At 70.9% G+C, this 20855-nt stretch carries 11 protein-coding genes and 1 pseudogene; 6 read left to right on the forward strand and 6 right to left on the reverse strand.

What is annotated here, in order from left to right; all coding sequences use genetic code 11:
* Positions 1 to 9 precede the first annotated feature (9 nt).
* Positions 10 to 1440, reverse strand: a complete 1431-nt coding sequence (locus AB0H43_RS32225) for a family 43 glycosylhydrolase (RefSeq protein WP_360005573.1) — start codon at positions 1438 to 1440, stop codon at positions 10 to 12.
* Positions 1441 to 1825: 385 nt separating this feature from the next.
* On the opposite strand from AB0H43_RS32225, the gene AB0H43_RS32230 reads away from it, so the two are divergent.
* Complete coding sequence (locus tag AB0H43_RS32230) at positions 1826 to 2122, forward strand: hypothetical protein (RefSeq protein WP_360005575.1); 297 nt, start codon at positions 1826 to 1828, stop codon at positions 2120 to 2122.
* A 340-nt stretch (positions 2123 to 2462) separates the two neighbouring features.
* Positions 2463 to 3029, forward strand: coding sequence for a dihydrofolate reductase family protein (locus tag AB0H43_RS32235; protein ID WP_360005577.1), 567 nt, complete (start codon positions 2463 to 2465; stop codon positions 3027 to 3029).
* Here the strand turns inward: AB0H43_RS32235 and AB0H43_RS32240 are convergent, their stop codons facing one another.
* Complete coding sequence (locus AB0H43_RS32240; RefSeq protein WP_360005579.1) at positions 3030 to 3833, reverse strand: SDR family oxidoreductase; 804 nt, start codon at positions 3831 to 3833, stop codon at positions 3030 to 3032.
* A 114-nt stretch (positions 3834 to 3947) separates the two neighbouring features.
* Between AB0H43_RS32240 and AB0H43_RS32245 the strand changes: the two genes are divergently transcribed.
* Together AB0H43_RS32245 and AB0H43_RS32250 are read left to right on the forward strand one after the other, a co-directional pair.
* Positions 3948 to 4508, forward strand: a complete 561-nt coding sequence (locus AB0H43_RS32245) for a helix-turn-helix domain-containing protein (RefSeq protein ID WP_360005581.1) — start codon at positions 3948 to 3950, stop codon at positions 4506 to 4508.
* A 135-nt stretch (positions 4509 to 4643) separates the two neighbouring features.
* Positions 4644 to 4952: a hypothetical protein gene (locus AB0H43_RS32250; RefSeq protein ID WP_360005583.1), complete on the forward strand. Its 309-nt coding sequence runs from the start codon at positions 4644 to 4646 to the stop codon at positions 4950 to 4952.
* A 60-nt stretch (positions 4953 to 5012) separates the two neighbouring features.
* Here AB0H43_RS32250 and AB0H43_RS32255 read toward each other — a convergent pair whose 3' ends face one another.
* Positions 5013 to 5231: a hypothetical protein gene (locus AB0H43_RS32255; RefSeq protein WP_360005585.1), complete on the reverse strand. Its 219-nt coding sequence runs from the start codon at positions 5229 to 5231 to the stop codon at positions 5013 to 5015.
* Between the two features lie 121 nt (positions 5232 to 5352).
* On the opposite strand from AB0H43_RS32255, the pseudogene AB0H43_RS32260 reads away from it, so the two are divergent.
* Positions 5353 to 7986 (forward strand): annotated as a pseudogene (locus tag AB0H43_RS32260) (BTAD domain-containing putative transcriptional regulator); the annotation flags it as partial.
* Positions 7987 to 8195: 209 nt separating this feature from the next.
* On the opposite strand, the gene AB0H43_RS32265 reads toward AB0H43_RS32260, so the two are convergent.
* Genes AB0H43_RS32265 through AB0H43_RS32275 form a run of 3 tightly spaced genes read right to left on the reverse strand, consistent with a single transcriptional unit; the run spans position 8196 to position 11091 of the window.
* On the reverse strand, positions 8196 to 8699 hold the full coding sequence (locus AB0H43_RS32265; RefSeq protein WP_360005587.1) for a S26 family signal peptidase: 504 nt from the start codon (positions 8697 to 8699) through the stop codon (positions 8196 to 8198).
* Positions 8696 to 10549, reverse strand: coding sequence for an ABC transporter ATP-binding protein (locus tag AB0H43_RS32270; RefSeq protein WP_360005589.1), 1854 nt, complete (start codon positions 10547 to 10549; stop codon positions 8696 to 8698). Before AB0H43_RS32270 ends, AB0H43_RS32265 begins: the two co-directional genes overlap by 4 nt.
* Positions 10546 to 11091 (reverse strand): TlpA disulfide reductase family protein, encoded by a 546-nt coding sequence (locus AB0H43_RS32275; protein ID WP_360005591.1) that lies wholly within the window; start codon positions 11089 to 11091, stop codon positions 10546 to 10548. Before AB0H43_RS32275 ends, AB0H43_RS32270 begins: the two co-directional genes overlap by 4 nt.
* A gap of 337 nt (positions 11092 to 11428) precedes the next feature.
* On the opposite strand from AB0H43_RS32275, the gene AB0H43_RS32280 reads away from it, so the two are divergent.
* Positions 11429 to 20773 carry a carboxypeptidase regulatory-like domain-containing protein gene (locus tag AB0H43_RS32280; protein ID WP_360005592.1) on the forward strand — a complete coding sequence of 3115 codons (9345 nt, stop codon included), beginning with the start codon at positions 11429 to 11431 and terminating at the stop codon, positions 20771 to 20773.
* Positions 20774 to 20855 lie beyond the last annotated feature (82 nt).

The following is a 20855-nucleotide window of genomic DNA, read 5'->3' on the forward strand; positions in this document are numbered from 1 at the left end:
CATCTGCGGTCAGTACACGAACGGCCAGCCGGCTGAGTCGTAGCCGATGCGGTTGATGCCGAGGTACGACGCGCCACTGTCCGCGTAGTAGTGGTAGAAGAGCACGTCGCCATCAGCGTCGGCGATGACCGCCTGGTGGCCGGGGCCGTGGATCGAGCCGTGCCCGGCCAGGACCTGCGTGCCGCCGCCGGAGGTCATCGGCGTTCCGGCCCGGTCGGCGAACGGGCCGGTGACCGACGTCGACCGGCCGACCATGACGCGATAGGTGCTGGACGCGCCCTGACAGCACAGGTCGAACGAAACCCAGAGGTAGTAGTAGCCGCCGTGGTGGAAGATGAACGGCGCTTCGACCGCACCGCTCGCGGTCGTACGCGTAGCCAGGGCGCGGACCGCGGTGTCGGTGGTCGACCGCTTACCGGTGGCCGAGTTCAGCCGGATCATCTTGATGCCGCTCCAGAACGATCCGAACGTCAACCACCACTGACCGGCGTCGTCCACGACGAGGTTGGGGTCGATCGCGTTGTAGGTGACGGCGCTGCTGCTCTCGATGATCAAGCCTTGGTTGGTCCAGGAGCCCTGCAGCCCGGTGGTGCTGGTGGCCAGGAAGATGGCCGAGTGCTGGGACCCGAACGTCGACGCGGCGTAATAGAGGTAGAACCGGCCGTTGCGGAAGGAGATGTCCGGAGCCCACAGATTGGCGCTGCCGCCGGTGTACGCGGTCGTCCAGGACGCGCCGTTGGGCCACACCACGCCGGCGTTGGACCAGGCGGTGCGGTCGGTCGACGTCTTGAGCGACAGGTTGTTGCCGGTGGCGGCCAGAACGTAGGTGCCGTTCGGTCCCTTCACCACGCTGGGGTCGTGCGTACCGGTGCTGCCGGTGACCGTCCCGGGATTGGGATAGGAGGCCGGCGGGGTGGTCGGCGTACCGGTGACCGTGGGGGTCGCGGTCGGCGTCGAGCCACCCAGCTTGGTCAGGAGGAACTGCTGGTTGGTGCCGCCGTTGTCGGTCCACTGCACCAGGTTCGCGCCGTCGGCCGTGGATCGGGCGTTCACGTCGAGTGCCTTGCCGCTGTTGCGGTTGATCAGCTTGACGTAGCCGCTGTCGGTGTCGACGACGGACCACTGCTGGTTCGTGCCGTTGAGGTCGGTCCACTGGATGACGGCGGCACCGTCCGTAGTGGACCGGTTGGACACGTCGACCACCTTGCCGCTGTGCCGCGCGCGCAGCCGGTAGAAGCCGCTGCCGGAGTCGACGAACTGGAACTGCTGGCTCAAGCTGGCAGGGTTGACCGTCTGCTGGATGATCCCGGCGCCGTCGGCCGTTGAGGAACCGGCGACGTCCACTGCCTTTCCGCTGTGCCGAGCCGTCAGCCGATACCACGCCGACGTGTCGATCGTTGCCGCCTCGGCCGGCTGCCGAACGACGATGAACAATCCCATGACAGCGAGGGCGCTGGCCAGAACAGTCGAGACGGCGCGGAATCGCCACCGTCGGGACGCGGGTATGCCGATCATTGGTGCCTCCAGCCTTGCCAGGAGCGCAGCGACCGACAGCGCTGTCCGGGATCGCCCACGTTCAGGGGAAAGGGCGCGGCAGCAATGTTCGCGCTAACATCGACATCTGTCAAGGCGCGGTGCATCGATCCGCGAAAACCGGTGGACCGGCGTCGCTGTGCGTCATTACCGTGCACTGGAGCCGATGATCTAGACAAGGACGAGCCGTTGTACCACCTGTGAGACCTCCCAAGCGCTGTTATCTCGCGTGACGCCGCGTGCGTCGCGCTCCTTCCTGCTGCGGACCTCTCACTGAAACTGGGGTATATCTGTGCTCACCACCTGGGTGGTCGCCTTCGCCTGCCCGCCGATCGTCCTCCGCCGATGCCGCTCCTGCGCGGCCTGGGGCACTGCCGTTCCGTGCATCGGCTGCGACAACGCCGCCGGGCTCACTGTGTCGGAGCGGATGAACGCACGACTTCACGCGACCCGATCTGCTGGACCGGCGGTACGCCAACGCTGCCGGCACGACCGCCGAGCCGCTTCCGCGTCCGCTCACGCGATGGCGCAGTCGCAGCGCCACCGATTGGGGCAACACCTGGCACTGCGGCACCGGCGGGTCGGCTGACCTTGCACTGCGGCGAGCGCGGCTGGGCCGCTGGCCGGTCCGGTTCGGCGATCCCGCTGAACCGGACCGGCGCCGCCGGGTTCGGGCCGACAGTGGGGTGATTCCGGCGAGACCAGCATTCCGGACCGGCGTCGCTGGTTTCCCGACACGCGGGGCGGCTACCTCGACTTGGATCATCGCCTGCCGCCATGATCGAGCTGTCGGTCGTCCCGCGACGGCCACGAGGACGCGGTGACGGCAGCGGCAGCCGACTGCACGCGTGACGTCCCGGGCGGCGAGCCTGGTCACCCATGTGACCTACCGCGTGCTGTCCTGACCGCCTCTACGAAGGGAAGACATCGTGGCGGAGCTACTCGTCGACTTCATCACCTCGCTGGACGGCTACGGAGCCGCCGAGGGTTGGCCCGGGCTGTGGGGCTTGGGTGGTCCCGAGTACCTCGGCTGGCTCGAAGACCAACCCGAAGCCGGCTACACCCTGCTCATGGGCGCCAACACGTATCGCGCGATGTCTGGCCTCGCCGCCGAAGGGGAGCCGGGCACCGAGTCGCTGGCGGAGCTGCCGAAGATCGTGTGCTCGTCCTCGCTCACCGAGCCGCTGGTGTGGCCGAACACTCGGCTGATCTCCGGAGACGCCGTCGAGGCGGTCCGCAACCTGAAGGACAGCGAAGGCGTCTCGCTGCGTACGCTGGGCAGCCTCGCGCTCTGCCGTTCCCTGCTGAACGCCGGTCTCGTGGATCGCTTCCGGGTCGTCGTGTTCCCCGTCGTCAACGGACGGACCGGCTACGACCGGATCTACGACGGCTATCCCGAGGTACGCCTCGATCTGCTGCGTACCGGGACCTTCGACGGCCGGCTGCAACTGCTCGAGTACGCGCCCACGGTCCTCGACGGCCCGCCCGGCGCCTAGTCATACCCGGCCGGTGGCGGGAGTTGTCAGGACGCCACGGGTGACCATCCGGCTGACCAGAGCGAGGAGTTTGCGGGGGCGGCGGGGCTGCAGGTGCGCGCCGGCGAAGTTGCTCAGGCCCGGCACGACATAACCACGGTTGCGCTTGAGCGCCTGGAGCGCCTTGTCCACCACGAGGTCGGCGGTGACCATCCGGCCGTTGACGGCGGCTTTGCGGGTGCCGATGACCTCGAAGAACTGCGTCTCGACCGGTCCCGGGCACAGCGCCAGGACCTTGAGGCCGCGGTCACGGTACTCGCTCCACAATGCGAGGCTGAAATTCAGCACGTACGCCTTCGCCGCGCTGTAGACCGCGAAGTACGCCGCCGGCTGGAAGCCGGCCGTGGACGCCACGTTCACGACCGCCCCGCCGCCGCGGCTGAGCATGCGTGGGACAAGTGCGTGGGTCAGATCGGTCAACGCCACCACGTTGACCATCACCTGGTCGTGGTCGCGCTCGGCGGAGATCTCCTCGAATCGGCCGCAGGTGCCGAAGCCGGCGTTGTTGACGAGCAGGTCGACGGTCAGGCCTCGTTCGTCCAACTCCCGCGTGAGCTGCCGGGCGGCGTCCGGCTGGGCCAGATCCTGCCCGAGCACCTCGACGCGTACGCCGTGGGCCTGCCGGAGCTGTTCGGCGAGCTGCTCCATCGGCGCCATCGATCGTGCGGTCAGGACGAGGTCGTGTCCCTCGGCGGCGAGCCGCCGGGCGAAGGCGGCGCCGATGCCGGAGGAGGCGCCGGTGATCAGAGCGGTGAGGCGTGCCATGAGGAACTCCTATGGTGAAGGGCTTCTGCGATTCAACGTAGCCGTTCTCAGTCACATCTGCAACACCATGTTGCAGATAGAGACGCAAAGGATTCTTCGTGTACCATCTTTGGCATGACCGCGACTGGACGGCGCCTTCGTGCCGACGCCGAGCGCAGCGTGCAGGCCATCCTGGAAGCCGCCGAACGGGTGCTCAAGGACGACCCGGCCGCCACCTTGGAGCAGATCGCCGAGGCCGCCGGAGTCGCGCGTACGACGGTCCATCGGCGGTTCGCGAGCCGGGACGCGCTGGTGGCGGCGCTGGCGGAGTCGGCCTGGCGGCAGATCGCCGGGGCGGTCGAAGGTGCGCGGCCGGCGACCGCGCCACCGCTCGTGGCACTGCACCAGGCGACGGCGAACATCCTCGCCATCAAGTCGGGCTGGACGTTCGCGCTGGGGCAACCGGCCGCCACCGAGGAGATCGCCCGCCTGCAGGACGCCGTCTTCACCGCCTGCGACCAGGTCTTCCGCCGCGCGCAGCAGACCGGGGTCATCCGGGAGGGCGTCGACCTGGCCTGGGCCCGGCAGGTCTACCTGGCGCTGATCGACGAGACGGTGCACGGTCCAGCGGGCGGGGGAGATCCGGACGCCGCGGCGACGCGCATCCTCGACACCCTCTTCCACGGCGTCGGCTGAATCGCCCTGACGGCGATCGTCAGTGCCGCTCGGCCGCCGACCCGGAATTCACCGAACCGCGTACCGCCGCCTGCTCGGTTTTCTACAGTGAGGGGCGTGTGGCGACCGCCGCCGGTCGTGAATGGGGGGTGGGGTGTGGAACAACCCCGGAATCTGCAGGTGGAGATCCTCGACCGGGTCGCCGTCGACGACCTCATCGGGAAGGTGCGCAGCGTCGCCGAGCACCCCGGCGCGGCAGACGAAGTACGCCGATGGCGGGCCGACAACGGCCCGGAACACGCCACGCCCAAGGCCACCTCGTTCGTCGTCGTAGGTGCGACGCTGATGTTCCTGCACCCGTGCCCCGACGGTGTCATCCTGCCGTTCGCGGCATATCCCGACGGTACGACGAAGGTGTACACCGACGCCGACCACGCCGGCGAAAGCTTCTACCGCGAGGACTGACGACACCGCGAGGAGGTGAGGACCGGACGGATCCGGCCCTCACCTCCCTCAGCGATGCGATCAGACGCAGGTGTTGCCGGAGTACCGGCAGTAGTAGCTGCTGTCGACGCAGTTGGAGCTGCAGGTGTAGTAGCGGCGGTACGCGGCCGTGCCGGAGCAGTAGCAGAACGCGCCCCACCAGTGCGAGCCCGGGTCACACGCGCAGGGACCCGCCTCCGCCTTGACCTTCGGCACGATCCTGGTCAGCAGGCGATCAGCGACGGCGTTGAGCAGGGTCATCGACCTCTCCTTCCCCTTGATGGACTGTTCGCACCGACGGTAGGGAAGCGGGATACAGCCGGGCGCACATCGCGGGCACATCCCGTTCGTGATCTCCCGTTCGAAGTTGATCGTTGTTACGATGTCGCTCTGCACCGGGAGGTCGATCCGATCTGGAGCTCGCGTGGCGCACACCTTCAGCCTGCTGGGCCCACTCTCCATTCACCATGACGACCGTGTCGTCACCGTCGCCGCCGCCAAACCGCGTGCGCTCCTCGCCTTCCTGCTGCTGGAGGCGAATCGGCAGGTGCCGACCGAGCGACTGATCACGGAGTTGTGGGGCGAGGAGCCGCCGAGGTCGGCGACGGCGAACCTGCGCACCTACATCGCCGGGCTCCGGTCACGGGTGGAGTCGCCGAGTGCGGAGATCGAAACCGTACGCGACGGCTATGTCCTGCGCTGTGCCGCGGACGCGTGCGACGCGGAGGTGTTCCGGCGTACCGTCAGCGACGGTCGGCACGCCCGCGCCGCCGACGACCTGCCCGAGGCGCTGGCGAAACTCGATCAGGCCATGGACTTGTGGCGGGGGCGGGCACTGGAGGACGTACCGCTCGGCCCCCGGCTCGTCTGGCACGCCGAGCGGCTCGAGGCCGAACGGGTCGAGGTCTTCGAGGACTCGATGCAGCTACGCCTGGATCTCGGCCACCACGCCGAGGTCCTCACCGCGATGCGGCGGCATGTCCAGATCCATCCGCTGCGGGAACGGGCGCATTCGCTGCTGATGCTGGCGGCGTACCGGTCGGGAGACGTGGCGGGCGCGCTGAAGTCGTTCATGGCAGCCCGGTCGGTCTTGCGTAACCAATTGGGCATCGAACCCGGCCCGGAGCTTTCCGCTCTCCACCGGGCCATTCTGCGGCGAGACCGCGACCTCGCCGCGCCGCCCGTGGCCGCAGTACGCCGCGAGGCGCCGCTGCGTGAGGTGACCCCGCCGCGACAGCTGCCGGCGGCGCCGGGGACCTTCGTCGGTCGGCGCGAGGAGATCGCGACCGCGCTGCGGCTGGCGCGCTCGGCCCCGGCCGTCGGGCGACCGAGACTGGTCGCGATCTCCGGCCGAGCCGGGGTCGGCAAGTCCGCCTTGGCCCGCCACATCGCCCATGAGCTGGCCGATGAGTTCCCCGATGGGCAGCTCTACCTCAATCTGCAGGGCGCCAATCCGGATCTGCCCCCGATTCCGGGCACGGTCGCCGTGCACCGCCTGCTGCAAGGCCTGGGCGTTCCGGCGGGCGACATCCCGGCCGCACCGGCCGAGGCTGAAGCGCTCCTGCGGTCCACAGTGGCCGACCGCTCGTTGATGATCGTCCTGGACGACGCGGCCTACGCGCACCAGGTGATGCCGCTGCTCCCGGCAGCACCCGGCTGTCTCGTCCTGATCACCAGCCGGGCGATGCCGATCGAACTCGACGGCGCGGCGCACATCCGGCTCGCACCCCTGGATCCCGACTGCTCGGCTCAGCTGCTGAGCGAGATCACCGGCGCTGAGCGGGTCGCCGCGGATCTGGCGTCCGCCCGCGCCGTCGCCGAGCTGTGCGAGCATCTGCCACTGGCGCTGCGCGTCACCGGTGCCCGGCTGGCCGCCCAGCCGCATCGGACGCTGGCCGATCTGAGCGTACGGCTCGCTGACGAGCATCACCGCCTGGACCTGCTCGAACTGGGCGAAGCCGGCGTACGCTCGTCGCTTCGCGTGACGCTCGACCAGCTGCGTACCTCGGGCGATCCGGTGGACGTGGCCGCGGCGACGGCGTTCACCCGGCTCAGCGCGGCGCACCTCGCGACCTTCTCCGACGTCCTGGTGGCCCGGGAACTCGGGCTCGACGCGGTCGCCGCGGAAGGCGTGGTGGATCGGCTGGTCACCTTGCATCTGCTGGAGCCCGCCGGCCCGGGGCGTTTCCGAATCCTGGATCTGCTGCGGCTGGTGGGCGCGGAGGCCTGCGAGGACGGCGCGGCGGTCATGGGCCGGATCTACAGCTATTACGCCGCGACCGCGTGGCACGCGGTGTATCTGCTCCGGCCCGGCATTCCGCCGCCTCGCACGGATCTGGACAGCGGCGTACGGCCGCCGGATTCGGACGCCGCGGCGGCCTGGCTGCACGCGGAGATGTTCACGATCCTGGGTGTCGCCCGGCGCTGCGCCGACCGGCCGGATCTGGCCCATATCACGATGGACCTGCTGCACTGTCTCACCAACTACCTGCCCTCGCGGGGCCATTGGGCCGTCCTGGCGGACCTGTCGGACGCCGGGTTGACCGCCGCGGAGGCCGTCGGCGACGCACGCGCCCGGGGCCTGGCCCTCTCGGCGCTGGCGTCCGTCGACCGCTCGCGGGGCGACTTCGAGCTGGCCCTGAACCGGCTGGCGCAGGCCTACGGGATCTATGTCGAGGCGGGCTACCGGCCGGGCACCGCCGCCGTGCTCGACTGGCTGGCGCTGGTGCTGACGAATCTAGAGCAGCCGCAGGCCGCCATCGGGTGTCTGCAGCGGAGTCTCGGCATCCACCTCGATCTCGGCCGCACCGCCCAGGCGGCGACGACCCTGCACAACATGGCCGAGGCGTACGCGCAGCTCGGCCGCTATCCGGCGGCCGAACGGCTGCTCCGGCGCTGCCTGCCGATGCGCCAGAAGGCGTCCGATGTCCTCGGCGAGGCGTGCACGACAGTGGTCACCGGCCTCGTCCGGGCGCTGCGAGGTGATCTGCGGGACGCGGCGGCCTGGCTGGACGCGGGATTGGAGCAGGCGACCAGCAGCGGCTATTCGGAGATGGAGTGGGAGGCTGCCATCACCCGCGCCTGGGTACGCCTGGCCGCCGGTGACCCGTCCGGAGTCGACGACTGCAAACGGGCGGCCGACGTCGCCCGTCGCCTGGGTGATCGTTACCGGGTCGCGCTGGTGGACGCGGTGCACAGGCGGACCGTCCCGGATCTCGTCCGCGCCTATCGAGGACCGCGATCGTTCCTGGTGGAACGGCTCATCTTGGGTGCGGATCCGTCGGCCGCCGGGCGGGGCCGGATCGCGACGCCGAGCACATGGCCGACCGGGATGAAGCCGACCGACCGCGAGTCGTAGCCGCGGGTCGGCGAGTCGCCGAGGATGACCACCGTGCCCTCCGGCACCACAGCGTCGCCGTGATGCGCCGGCGGGAGAGCTGCGGGCACCGGATCCCCGGCCACCGCTGCCACCCGTTTGATCAGCCAGCGCTGGTCGGGCGACGGCGATGACCCCTGCGCGTCCGCTGCGGCCGGTGGACGCCGGACCACCACGACGTCGCCCACGCGCAAGCGCCGGTGCGACCGCCGGATGAGGACGACCTCACCGGGGGCATAGGTAGGGCTCATCGACGTCCCGTCCACCCGCACCGAGACGTAGCGCCGACGCAGGACCACAACGGTCGCGGCGAGCACAACTGCCACCAGCGTTGCGGCGACGACGGGACTCACGAGGGAATGCCGATCATGCCCGCCGGTTCGTCCTCGGCGAACCCCTCGGCCTGCAGCCGGAAGAGCCGGGCGTACTGCCCTTCGTGTGCCATCAGTTCGGCGTGCGTACCCTGCTCGGCGACGACGCCGTCGGCGAGCACGACGATCAGGTCTGCGCCGCGTACGGCGTTGAGGCGGTGCGTGATCAGCAGGCTCGTCCGTCCGGTACGCAGCACCTGCAGACGTTCGTGGATGGCGTGCTCCGCCTCGGCGTCCAATCCGGAGCTGGGCTCGTCGAGGATCAGCAGATCGCGGTCGCCGCGCATCAACGCCCGAGCCAGTGCGACGCGTTGCCACTGCCCGCCGGACAGCACGACGCCGGTCGCCGGGTCGTCCCGGTCGGACTCCGAGGTGAAGATGCGGGTGAGCAGCGTGTCATAGCCGTGGGGCAGGCCTTCGATCGCCTCGTGGACGCCCGCCGTCGCGGCGGCGCGCTGAATACGCGGCCGGTCCGCGATCGCTGAGACGTCGCCGAGCCCGATGTTCTCCGCGGCCGACAACTCGTAGCAGGTGAAGTCCTGGAACACTGCGGCGAGCCGGGTCCGCAGCTCGTCGACCGGCAGGTCACGCAGGTCCACCCCGTCCCATGAGATGCGGCCGCGTACCGGATCGTAGAAGCGGCACAGCAGCTTGACGACGGTGCTCTTGCCCGCCCCGTTGAGTCCGACGAGCCCGGTCGAACGCCCCGCCGGGAGCGTCAGCGTCAACCCGCGGAGCACCCACGGTTGGTCCTCGCCGTACCGGAACCACACGTCCTCGAAGACGACACCCTCGTGCAACGGCGGGACCTGCCGGGCCTCGGGCGCGGTCGGCAGGTCCGGTCCCGCCTCCACCACTTCGCGATAGTGCCCGAACAGCAACAGCGCGCCGTGCCCGGCGCCGAGCCCGCCGATGATCGACCCCAAGCCGCCCTGCACGCCGGCGACGGCCGCCACGAACAAGGTGAAGTCGCCGATGGTCAGGGTGCCCGACCGGGCGGCGAGAATCGCCCACACCGTTCCCGCGCCACCGACGAACGCGCCGACCAGCGAGACGGAAGTGTGATTGAGCAGTTCCCGCCGATCCATCGCGCGGTGGCGGGCGTTGATCCCACTCAGCTCCGCCGTCATCCGGGACCGGAACAGCGGGCCGAGGCCCAGCAGGCGTACCTCCTTGGCCACGGTCAGGCTGGTGAGCAGGTTGGCGAAGAAGAACTCCCGCCGCATCGGCTGACCGAGGTCGAGTGCGAGCCGACTGCGCGCACGGCTCAGACGCAGCTCCGTCACCAACGTCGGCACGGCCGCGACGACCACGATCACCAGCGCCCACGGGCTGATCGCGCTGAGCGTGACGACGAATCCCACGGTCACCAGCAGGCCCTGGGCCACCGTCAGCAATCCGCCGAGCACCTGGCTGGGACCACTCGGTCCGGCATCCGCGGCCAGTTGCAGCCGGTCGTGGAAGCGCGGATCCTCCAGCCGGCCCAGTCCGGTCAACCGCTCCACCGCCCCGAAGAGGCGGTCGCGGGCGAACAGGGCGACCCGGCGGCCGAGTTCCGCGTCGGCGTACTGCAGGAAACGGGGCAGCAGGGCCAGGAGGATGCCGCAGAAGGCGAGGCCGATGGCGGCCGGCACGACAGGAGCGCCCGCCGGTCTCGCCAGCGCGTCGATCACGATCTTCATGAGCCAGGCCGCGGCCAGCGGAACCGCCGAAGCCACCACGGTGAGGGTCAGACGCAGCAGGACGGCTTGAGGAGCCGCACGCCAGGCGACCGCGGCCGCGGCCGGCAGATGCCGTACCGTGGCCGGCTCGCCGGGCGACCGCTGGCTCACACCGCCTCCGGCAGCGGTACGCCATGCAGGTCGAAGCCGCTGAACACGATCGTGGACGAGTCGAGCACGGCGAAGGCCGGATAGCCCTGTACGCCGAAGGCCCGGCCCACGGGCCCCTGATCCGCCTCGGCGACGACCCGTGCCGCACCGGCGAGCTTGGCGCGCAGGTCCGCCGTCTCCTGGAGGTCGCCGACCGCCACCGCCACGACCTCGTCAGGGCCGCCGGGCATCTGGGCGGCGAGTGCCACGAACTCCGGCAGCCGCTCGGCGCACGCCGGGCAACTGGGAGTGAAGAAGCCGACGAGGGTCGAACGGCCTGCTCCGCCGACGTTGATCTGCGCACCCTCGGCGGTCGTGGCCGTCAGCGCCGGCAGCTTGGTGCCGGCCGGGTGCATCACCCCACCGGCGGCGTCCGATCGGTTCGTCAGCTTGGTCAGCATCTCGGTGTGCTCGCGCAGGCGGCGGATCACGCCGAAGTTCAGGAGCAGGCTGAACACACAGAGGACGGCGGTGATCACGACCGCGACGGCGAGCAGCGTCATCGAGTCTCCTCCACACACGACGGATGCCGCGACCGGCATCGGACGGAAACAGTTGGCCGAGGGGTGCGCCGTGACGTTAGGCAGCCCGCGTACAGCAGGGTGCACATTGCACGCACATCGACGTATCGTGCCGATCCATCCATCGGCGGGAGTGTGCCGAGGTCAGTGGGCGTGAACAAGGCTCTTGCCGACCGGTTACTCATATACCGGGCACATCGAATCGATCGTTACACCTTTACGGCTACGAAGATCGATTCTACGGTGGGGGACATTCTCTCGAAGCGGCCATCGGCGTAATCCACAGTCGGCTGCCTGCCCCTCACCGGAGGTCCGAGACATGCGCGTCGCCCGAAGCTGGTTCACCAGAGCGGCGCTGCCGCTGCTCGCCGTCACCATGGCCGTCGCACCGGCGCCGATCGCAGCGATGGCAGCGCCTGCCGCGGCGTCGGCCTCGACGGCGGGGACGCCGACACCGGCCGACGTTCTGAGCCTGCTCAGTGGACTTCCCGTGGACGCCACTGGGTTCGGCGCCGAATCGAGCGCCGACGGCACACAACCGCCGAGCGGTGTGTCCCCCGAGGTACGCGCAGCCCTGGACGACGGCGGCACCGCCAACGTCATCATCCGGTTGCGTACGCAGCCAGACTTGGCCGCGATCAACCGGCGGGCCGCGGAGGAGGGCCGGACGGCCGCCGAGACGACCCGTCGGCAGCTGACCGTCGCGAGTGCGTACATGGGTCGAGCGGCGGCCGAGCGGCAGATCGCCGACGCCGCGCGAAGCGCCAAGGCGCGTACGGTGCGTGACGGCATGCGGCAGACCGCCGAGGCGACCCAGCCGGGCGTACGCCGACTGCTCGCCACTCATGAGCAAGCGGGCCACGCTCGCGGCGTCAAGCCGTACTGGATCTTCAACGGTTTCGCCGCCACTGTGGACCGCCAGGCGCTCGACGCGCTCGCCGCCCACCCCGACGTCGCGAGCATCACCCCCGACGTCGAGATCCGGCAGGAGGAGCCCATCACGCCGGCGGCCGGCGAGCCGCTGCTGCCCAGCTGGAGCCTGGAGTCGATCAACGCCCCGGAGACGTGGGGCGAGTACGGCGTACGCGGTGACGGTGTCGTCGTCGGCATCATGGACGGCGGCGCGGACGGCGGCCACCCGGCGCTGCGGAACTCGTGGCGTGGCCTCACCGGCGATCCGGCAGCGAGCTGGTACGTCCCGACCGGCGAGAACTATCGGACGCCGGGCGACGGCGGCGGTCACGGCACCCACGTCACCGGCAGCATCGTCGGCTCCGCCCCGGGGGAGCTGACCGGCGTCGCGCCCGGAGCGCAGTGGATCGCGGCGAAGATCTTCCGCGACTCCGGCAGCACGACCGAATCGATCATCCACGACGCGTTTCAGTGGATGATGGCTCCCGGCGGCGACCCGTCCGCAGCGCCCGACGTCGTCAACAACTCCTGGGGCGCCGACGCCCCTAACGCCACGACCTTCTGGAACGACCTGCTCGCCTGGGAGGCCGCGGGCATCGTCGCGGTGTTCGCCAACGGCAACAACGGCCCCGGACCGGGCACCGTCGGTTCGCCGGGCAGCTATCCGCACGTCATCGGCATCGGCGCGACCGACCAGCAGGACCGCGTCGCCGGCTTCTCCAGCCGCGGCCCGGTCACCTGGGACGGCGTCACCCACATCAAGCCCGACGTCAGCGCACCGGGTCACCTGATCCGCTCGACCTGGCCCCGGCAGCTGATCGCGTCCGGGTACAACACGATCTCGGGCACCTCGATGGCCACGCCGCACGCCACCGGCGTCGTCGCCCTGATGCTCTCGGCCAACCCCGAACTGACCGTCGCCGAGGTACGCCAGATCCTCACGGGCACGGCGCGGGTCGAATCCCACATGGGCACGGTGCCCAACAACGCTTACGGCACGGGGATCATCGACGCGTACGCCGCGGTCACCCGGGCCGCGCACTCCGGCACCGTCACCGGCCGGGTGACCGGGCCGGACGGCAAACCACGGGCCGCCACGGTCACCGTCGCGGGGGAGTCGACGACCTCCGACGCGCAGACCGGCGCCTATTCGCTGGTGGCCCCGGCCGGTACGCAGGACGTCACCGTCAGCGCGTACGGGTTCGTGACCCAGCGGGGCAAGGTGACCGTCGCCGTCGGCGAGTCGATCGCCCACGACGTGTCGCTTGCCGCCGCGCCCAACCGCCGAGTCGTCGGCACCGTCACGGGACCGTCGGGTGCGATCCGAAGCGCTCGTGTCACCTTTGCCGGCACCCCGCTCGACGCCGTCACCACCGACGCGAACGGCCGGTTCGAGCTGACCGTCGCCGAGGGCGTCTACTCCGTGCGAGTGGCCGCGGCCGGCTACAGGCCCGCGACGTCCGAGACCACTGTGGACGGAGACGAGGACGTCCGGTTCGCACTGGCCGCCCTGAACCAGCCGACCGCACCCGGCTGGAGCCAATACCAGAACAACCCCGTGCGAGCCGGCCTGTCCGGTGACCCGATCGCGGGCCGGACGCTGCAGCCGAGCTGGAACGCCGACGCGGGCAGCCCGGTGGTCTTCGCCAGCCCGGTCATCGCCGACGGCCGGGTGTTCCTCGGTTCCGACGCCGGTCGGCTGACCGCCCGGGATGTCGGAACGGGACGGCAGTTGTGGGCCTTCCAGACCGGCCAGGCGCTGCGGGGAAGCCCAGCGGTGGCGGGCGGACTGGTGTTCACGGGCGGTGGCGTGACCGGCGGCATCCACGCCCTCGACGCCGCCACCGGCAAACTGCGCTGGCAGGTGCCCACCCCGGACCGGTTGACCGTCTACACCGCTCCGTCGGTCGTGGACGGCGTCGTCTACGCCGCGACCGGGCCGACGCAGAATCGCTCCGACACGGTGTACGCCCTCGACGCGGCCACCGGCCGGCAGCTGTGGGCCACCGATGTCGGCACGTCCGTCTTCGCCGGCCCAGCCGTCGGCGGCGGGCTGGTGATCGTCGGCAACGCCGACGACGGCCAGCTCATCGCCCTCGACGCGACGACCGGAGCCCGCAAGTGGACCTACACCCGCAGCGCTGACTACTTCATCGGCGGCGCGAGCGTCGTCGGCGGCGCCGTCTACGTCGCCACGACCGACGGCAACGGCGGCGGCAGCATGCTGGCCCTCGACGCCGCGAGCGGCGCGCTGCGGTGGGAGAACAGCACCCACGGCGACGGCCAGGGCAGCACGCCCGCGGTCTACGGCGACCTCGTGATCGCCGGATCGCACGGGCTCGGCTTCGTCGCCGCCTACGACGCGACGACCGGAAAGGCGGTCTGGCACTACGGGATCAACGGCGCGGTCAGCGCTTCCGTGCTCGTCAGCGGTGACGGGTACGTCCTCGGCGGCTCGCAGCTCGACCGGCGGATCTGGGCGCTCGACGCGGCCACCGGCGACCTGGTCTGGCAGGCCACGACCGGCGCCAACGTGACCACCACCCCGGCGTACGCCGAGGGGCTCCTGGTCACCGCGGATTCCAACGGTGACCTGTACGCGTACCACCCGACTGGAAAGATCACCGGCGTCGTCACCGGGCCGGACGGCCCAGTCGCCGCCACGGTCCGCGTACAGGAGACCGGTGCGCAGGTCGCCACCGATCCGGCCACCGGGCGCTTCGAGCTGGCACATCAGCCCGGCCGGGTGACGGTCACGATCGCCGCGTACGGGCTGGAGAGCCAGAGCCGGGAGATCGTGCTGATCGCGGGCGAGACCACCACGATGGATGCCGGTCTCGCCGCAGTCGGCACGGGCGCGATCCGGGGCGTGGTATGCGACGAGGCGGGCAAGCCGCTCGCGGGCGCCACGATCACCCTCGAGTCCACCCCTGTCGGCCCGGCCACCAGCGACGCGGCCGGCGAGTTCACGCTGGGCCAGGTGTCGGCCGGCACGTATCGCGTCACGGTCTCCCGCACGGGCTACGCTCCGCAGTCGCGGTCGGTGACCGTCGTGGCCGGGCAGACCATCACGCTCGACACGACTCTGAAGCGGTATGACCTGGCGGTGATCGGCGACTACGAGGGCCGGATCGCCGCCGAGCTCACCGCCCTCGGCTACTCGGTCCAACCGGCGACCTATGCCGAGGTGACCGCCCGCGCCGGCGACTTCCGCGCGGTCGTCGCCAACGGAAGCAGCGGCAGCGATCCCGGACCCGACGCGTTCCGGGCCTTCCTCACCGCGACCGACGCGGCCGGCACCAGCGTCGTGTTCCTGGATCAGTGGTCGCTGGGCTACGGAGCCATCAACCACTTGACCAAGCACACCGGCGATCCGCAGGCGCTCCCCGGCGACTTGAACACCACCGGGCGCATCTCGGTCGTCGCCACGACCTCACACCCCCTGACCGCGGGCCTCGCCCTCGGTGAACGCACCGAGATTCTCGCGCCGCGCGGCGCGTGGTCGGCCTTCACCGGCTACTCCGGCACCACGGTCGCCACCCTGAACACCGACGAGGCCGGTGACGTCGGCAGCGCCATCGCCTTCGAGCCGCGTGGCACGGAAAACACACACGTGCTGATCGGTTCGCTGGCCGCGGCTGCCTCCTGGGGGGTCCCGGCCGAGGACTGGCTCCCGGCGGCACGCACCATTCTCCACAATGCCATCGGGTACGCCATCGACGCGCGCTACGCAGCCGTCGAGGGCACGGTCACCGATCCGTCGGGCGTACCTCTGGCGGGTGTGACCGTGGCGGTGCCCGCGACGGGTGAGCGGACCACGACTGCCGCCGACGGCACCTACCGGCTGCTCGTCACCCCCGGCACACCGACGCTACGGTTCACTCGGGTCGGCAGCACACCGTTCGAGCAGGCGATCACGGTGGCGGCGGGCGACCTGGTCACCGTCAACCCCACGCTGACCGTCTCCGGGACCGGCGGCGTACGCGGCGTGGTCACCAGCGGGCGTGACGGCTCGCCGGTGGGCGGTGCGACCGTCGTCGTCGAAGGCACCGACCGCACGGCGACCTCGGCAGCCGACGGCGGCTACGCCATCGACCTGCCCGTCGGCACGTACCAGGTGCGGACGAGCGCGGCCGGCCACCTGAGCAGCACGGTCACCGTCGAAATCCGAGCCGGCGTCGAGACTGTCTCTGATGTGGAGCTGACCGCGGCCCCCCGGGTCGGTGTGCTGGGCGACTACTCGGGCGACAGCGTCGTCGCGTTGATGCGCGCGAACGAGATCGCCGCGGAGCCGATCGCCTGGACGGATGCCGGTCGGCTGTCGCAGTTCGACGTCGTGGTCTTCAACGACCCGACCGACCCCGGCGCGGCCGTGTTCACGCAGTTCCTCGCGGCCATGGACGCGGCCTCCGTCAGCGGGGTCTTCCCCGACGACCGGTACTCCAGTGACGGCGGTGCGCGCCTGCTGCGCAAGTATCTCGCCGACCCGGCGGGGACGCTGCCCGTCAGCGGCGAAGGCATCCTCTCGTACGCCTCGACCGTGGCCGGGCACCCGCTGTTCGCCGGTCTGCCCGAACGGCCGGAGATCTTCCGGGCCGGCCGGACCGCCGCCGCGATCGTGGGCTACTCCGGTACGCCGCTGGCCGACGTGCACTCGGAGACGGCCGGCCGGCGGGGCGTCGCCGCCGCCTACACGGTGCGTACCACGGGCAGCGTGCATCTGGTGCTCGGCGGCTTCGCCGGGACGGTCCTGCAGGGGCCGAAGGACGACTGGACGCCCGACGGCGTCAAGCTCTACCTCAACGCGATCCGGTGGAGCGCCGCGCCCGGGTTGGGCGGGGCGACGGGCCGGGTCGTCGGCGTCGACGCGGCGGCGCTGCCGGCGACGGTCGAACTGGTCGGCACTCCGCGCCGGGTGACGACCGACGCCGCCGGTGAATACACGTTCCCCCTCGACCCGGGGACGCACCGGCTGCGGTTCAGCTCGTTCGGCTACGCGCCGGTCGAGCGTGAGGTCACGGTCGAACGCAACGGTCTGGCCCGGGTGGACGTCGAGATGCAGCCGGGAACCGTCGGCGGCCTCGCGGGGACCGTCACCGCGCTGACCGAGATCGAGGCGAACGGCGCCACCGCCACCGCCGGACCCGTCGACGGGGCGACGATCACGCTGGTGGGCACCACCGCGCGCACCGTTACCGACAGCACCGGGCACTACCGGCTGCCGCTGGTCGAGCCGGGGTCGTACGAGCTGGAGGTGACGTCGGCGGGCTACGTGCGTACGCGGATCCCGGTGACCGTGACGGCCGGCGTGGAGACCACCGCCGACGGCGTCCTGCGTCCGTCCCCGGCGGTCGGCGTCCTCGACGACTTCGAGGGCCGGCTCACGGCATACCTGACCTACTGGGGCTACGAACCGCGCTCCATCGGCTGGGCGGACACCGCGGCGCTCGGCGACCTCGACCTCGTCATCGGCAACATGGCGACCTACACCGGCACCGACCCGGGCGCCGCCGGGTGGGCCGCCTTCGACGACGCGCTCAACCGGTCCGGCGTACCGGCGTTGTGGCTGGACCAACTGGGTCGCGGCTCGTTCCGCTACTTGAAGGCGTACGACGGTGATCCTGATGTGGAAGGCGAGGGCCGCAACGACGGCACCGTGACCGCGCACGCGACAGTGCCCGGCCACCCGCTGCTCGCGGGCCTGCCGACGTCGTTCGAGCTGACCGCGCCCAACAAGGAGTACTCCTGGTTCGGCGAGTTCAGCGGGACCACCATCGCCACCGTGACCTCCGACGACCCGACGGCGGGCGGCGGACTCGTGGGCGTGCGGCACCGTGGCGCGCGGGCCGTCGACGTCCTGCTCGGCGCACTCTCGGTGAGCACCTACGGGTACCCGGGCTACGGTGACCACCCCGGCCTCAACTGGTCCGGCGGCGCAGAGCGGCTGCTGCGTAACGCCCTGTCCTACGCGCTGGACACCGACGGGCTCGGCGGCGAGGTCCGCGGCACGCTGCGGGCCGCGAGCCAGGCACCGCTCGCGGGCACGGTCAAGGTCGCCGAGACCGGTGAGACGGTGTCCGCGCGGCCCGGCGACGGCACGTTCGTCGTGACGCTTCCGGTCGGCCGGTGGACGCTGCAGGCGTCGAGCTTCGGGTACGCCGACAGCACGACCGTCGTGGACATCACCGCGGGCGGAGTCGTGACGCTGCCGATGACTCTCACAGCTCGCCCGGCCGGAACCATCACCGGCGTCGTCACGGGGCCGGCCGGAGCCGTCGCGGGAGCGAGCGTCGCCGTCGTCGGCACGCCGTTGACCGCGACGACCGCAGCCGACGGTTCTTACACGATCGCGGGGGTGCCCGCCGCCGCCTGGACCGTGCGGGTCACGGCGGCCGGACATCAGGTGGCCACGCGGGCCGTCACGGTGGCCCCCGACGGCACCTTGTCGTTGGATGTCACCCTGATCGCCTCGCATCGCGTGGCAGTCGTGGCCGACTCGTCGAACGCCATCACCGGGCTGCTGCAGCGGGAGGGTTACGCCGTCGAACAGGTGACGGCGGCTCAGCTCAGCACCCTGGTACCCCGGGTGAGCGAGTTCGACCTGATCATCGTCAACGGGACGGTGTCCAGCTCGTATCGTCCCGCACTGCTGCAGGTGATCAACGCCGCGGCGGCCGGCAGCGTCTCCACCATCTATGGTGGACAGTGGGGCGGCGCCGCCATCGGAGCGCTGTCCGACGTCCGCGACGATCCGGCCGACGTGGCCTACGACTTCGAGCCCGGCGACATCGCGTACGTCGTCGGCAAGCCGCACCCGATCTTCGCGGGCTTCCCGGTCGGCGAGCCGGTGGTGGTGCTCAGCAACCCCGGCGACAACCAGCAATGGCTGACCTACTCGGGGTACAGCGGGACCACCGTCGCCGACGCGCGATCGGCGACGGCCGACCTCGGCAACGCCGTCGGTTACCGGTTCACCTCGGCGACGAGCGTCGAGGTGCTGCTCGGTGGCCTGTCGGCCGGCTCCTACGGACGACCGGGTACGCGATGGACGCCGGCGGCGGAGCAGATCTACCTCAACGCCGTGGCGTGGGCGGTCGACGCCCGACAAGCCGCGATCGCCGGGGTGGTGACCGACGCCGACGGCGCCCCCGTGAACGGGGCCCGTGTCACCGCCGTCGAAGCCGGTGCCGGCACGGTGACGGCTGCGAACGGCGCGTACACGCTGGGCCTCACGGCCGGGACCCACACGATCCGGATCGAGGCGTTCGGGTTCGTGACGGCCGAGCGGTCGGTGACCATGCCGGAGAGCGGGACGTTGACGCTCGACATCACGCTGGCGCCGCTGCCGCGAGGCGGCGTCTCCGGCACGGTCCGGTCGACGAACGGCTCGGTGATACCGGCCGCCACCGTGTCGGCCGAGGGCATCCAGCCCTGGTCGGCGACCACCGACGCGTCGGGCACGTTCACCGCGGATCGACTGCTCGAAGGCGAGTACACGGTCACCGTGTCCGCACAGGGTCACCTGCCGGCGACGGCGAAGGTGACGGTCACCGCGGGCAAGGTCGCCCGGCTCGACGTGACGTTGCAGCCCTACGACGTCGGCGTCCTCGGCGACTCCAGTGGAACGCTCGTGGCGTTCCTACGCGCCAACGGTGTCGCGGCGACGGAGCTGACCTGGTCGCCGGACCTCGACCTCGACGGCTTCGACACCGTCGTGGTGAACGGCGGGACGCCCGACAAGGCCACCTACGAGGCCGTGGTGGCCGCCGCCGACGCAGCGCAGACGAGCCTCGTCTACACCGGCACGTGGGGGGTGGACCGAGGCGGCCTGCGGCTGCTCGAGCGGTACACCGGCCGCGTGTCCGTGACGGCGCAAGGCTACGGCGAGGGCGCCGTGACGCTGGGCGGCTTCGAAACCGGGCATCCGTTGTTCGCCGGGCTCACCGATCCGGCCGACCTCATCGTCTCCGGCGGCTACTACAGCGTCGCGGGCGGCTACGCCGGCAAACCGCTGGCCGAGCTGTCGGTCCGGCGCGCGGACGGAACGGTCGTACGCGGCCTGGGCGTCGGCTTCGACTGGCGTACGGCCGGAAGCGTTGAGGTGGTGCTGTCCGCGAGCGGCGTGACCGAAGCGGTCGGGCCCCAGCTCGGCTGGACCGAGGCTGGGAAGCGTCTGCTCCTCAACGCGGTGCAGTGGAGCCGAACCGTGTCCATGCCGGTCCCGGCGTCTCCGGTGGTGACCGCACCGGCGGTGACGCTCGACGACTCGATCACCGTGTCGGGCACTGCCGACTGGCCGTCGACCGTACGCCTGCGCATCGGCGCGACCGAGGTGGCCACAGCGGTGACGGCGAAGGACGGAACGTGGTCGGCCAAGGTGCCGCTGTCTCTCGGCAGCAACGCGTTGACGGCGACGGCGGCGAACGCGGCGGGCACCTCCGCCGCGACGACTCCGGTGATCGTCCAACGATGGCAGCCGGTCTGGACCGTGCCCGGCGCAGGCCGTTCCCGTCCGGTGGTCCTGAAGCTCGACGGCGTCACGCCTGGGCACGCCCCGGCCGACCGCGCGATTCTGGTGGTCCGCGACGCACTCGGCGCGGAGAAGGCACGCCTGTCGCTGAAGTGGACCGACGAGCAGTCCTACCTCGCCGTGCTGAAGGACTTGCCGTCCGGCACGTATTCGCTCAGCGCGGAGCTGACCGTCGGCGGCACCACCGTCGTCGCCGACGGTCCGGAGGTGACGCTGCCGTGAGATCGTGACCGACGAATACCCGATGGGTCGCCGAGGACGTCACTCGAATCGGCGACCCATCGAGGCATCGGCCCGACTTCAT

The sequence above is a fragment of the Hamadaea sp. NPDC050747 genome (assembly GCF_040654195.1).
In the GTDB taxonomy this organism is placed as follows: domain Bacteria; phylum Actinomycetota; class Actinomycetes; order Mycobacteriales; family Micromonosporaceae; genus Hamadaea.

What these genes read in the sequence shown, in the direction of transcription:
- AB0H43_RS32225 (WP_360005573.1), bottom strand. Translation starts at nt 1,440, where the DNA reads ATGGGATTGTTCATCGTCGTTCGGCAGCCGGCCGAGGCGGCAACGATC.
- AB0H43_RS32240 (WP_360005579.1), bottom strand. Translation starts at nt 3,833, where the DNA reads ATGGCACGCCTCACCGCTCTGATCACCGGCGCCTCCTCCGGCATCGGC.
- AB0H43_RS32245 (WP_360005581.1), top strand. Translation starts at nt 3,948, where the DNA reads ATGACCGCGACTGGACGGCGCCTTCGTGCCGACGCCGAGCGCAGCGTG.
- AB0H43_RS32255 (WP_360005585.1), bottom strand. Translation starts at nt 5,231, where the DNA reads ATGACCCTGCTCAACGCCGTCGCTGATCGCCTGCTGACCAGGATCGTG.
- AB0H43_RS32275 (WP_360005591.1), bottom strand. Translation starts at nt 11,091, where the DNA reads ATGACGCTGCTCGCCGTCGCGGTCGTGATCACCGCCGTCCTCTGTGTG.
- AB0H43_RS32280 (WP_360005592.1), top strand. Translation starts at nt 11,429, where the DNA reads ATGCGCGTCGCCCGAAGCTGGTTCACCAGAGCGGCGCTGCCGCTGCTC.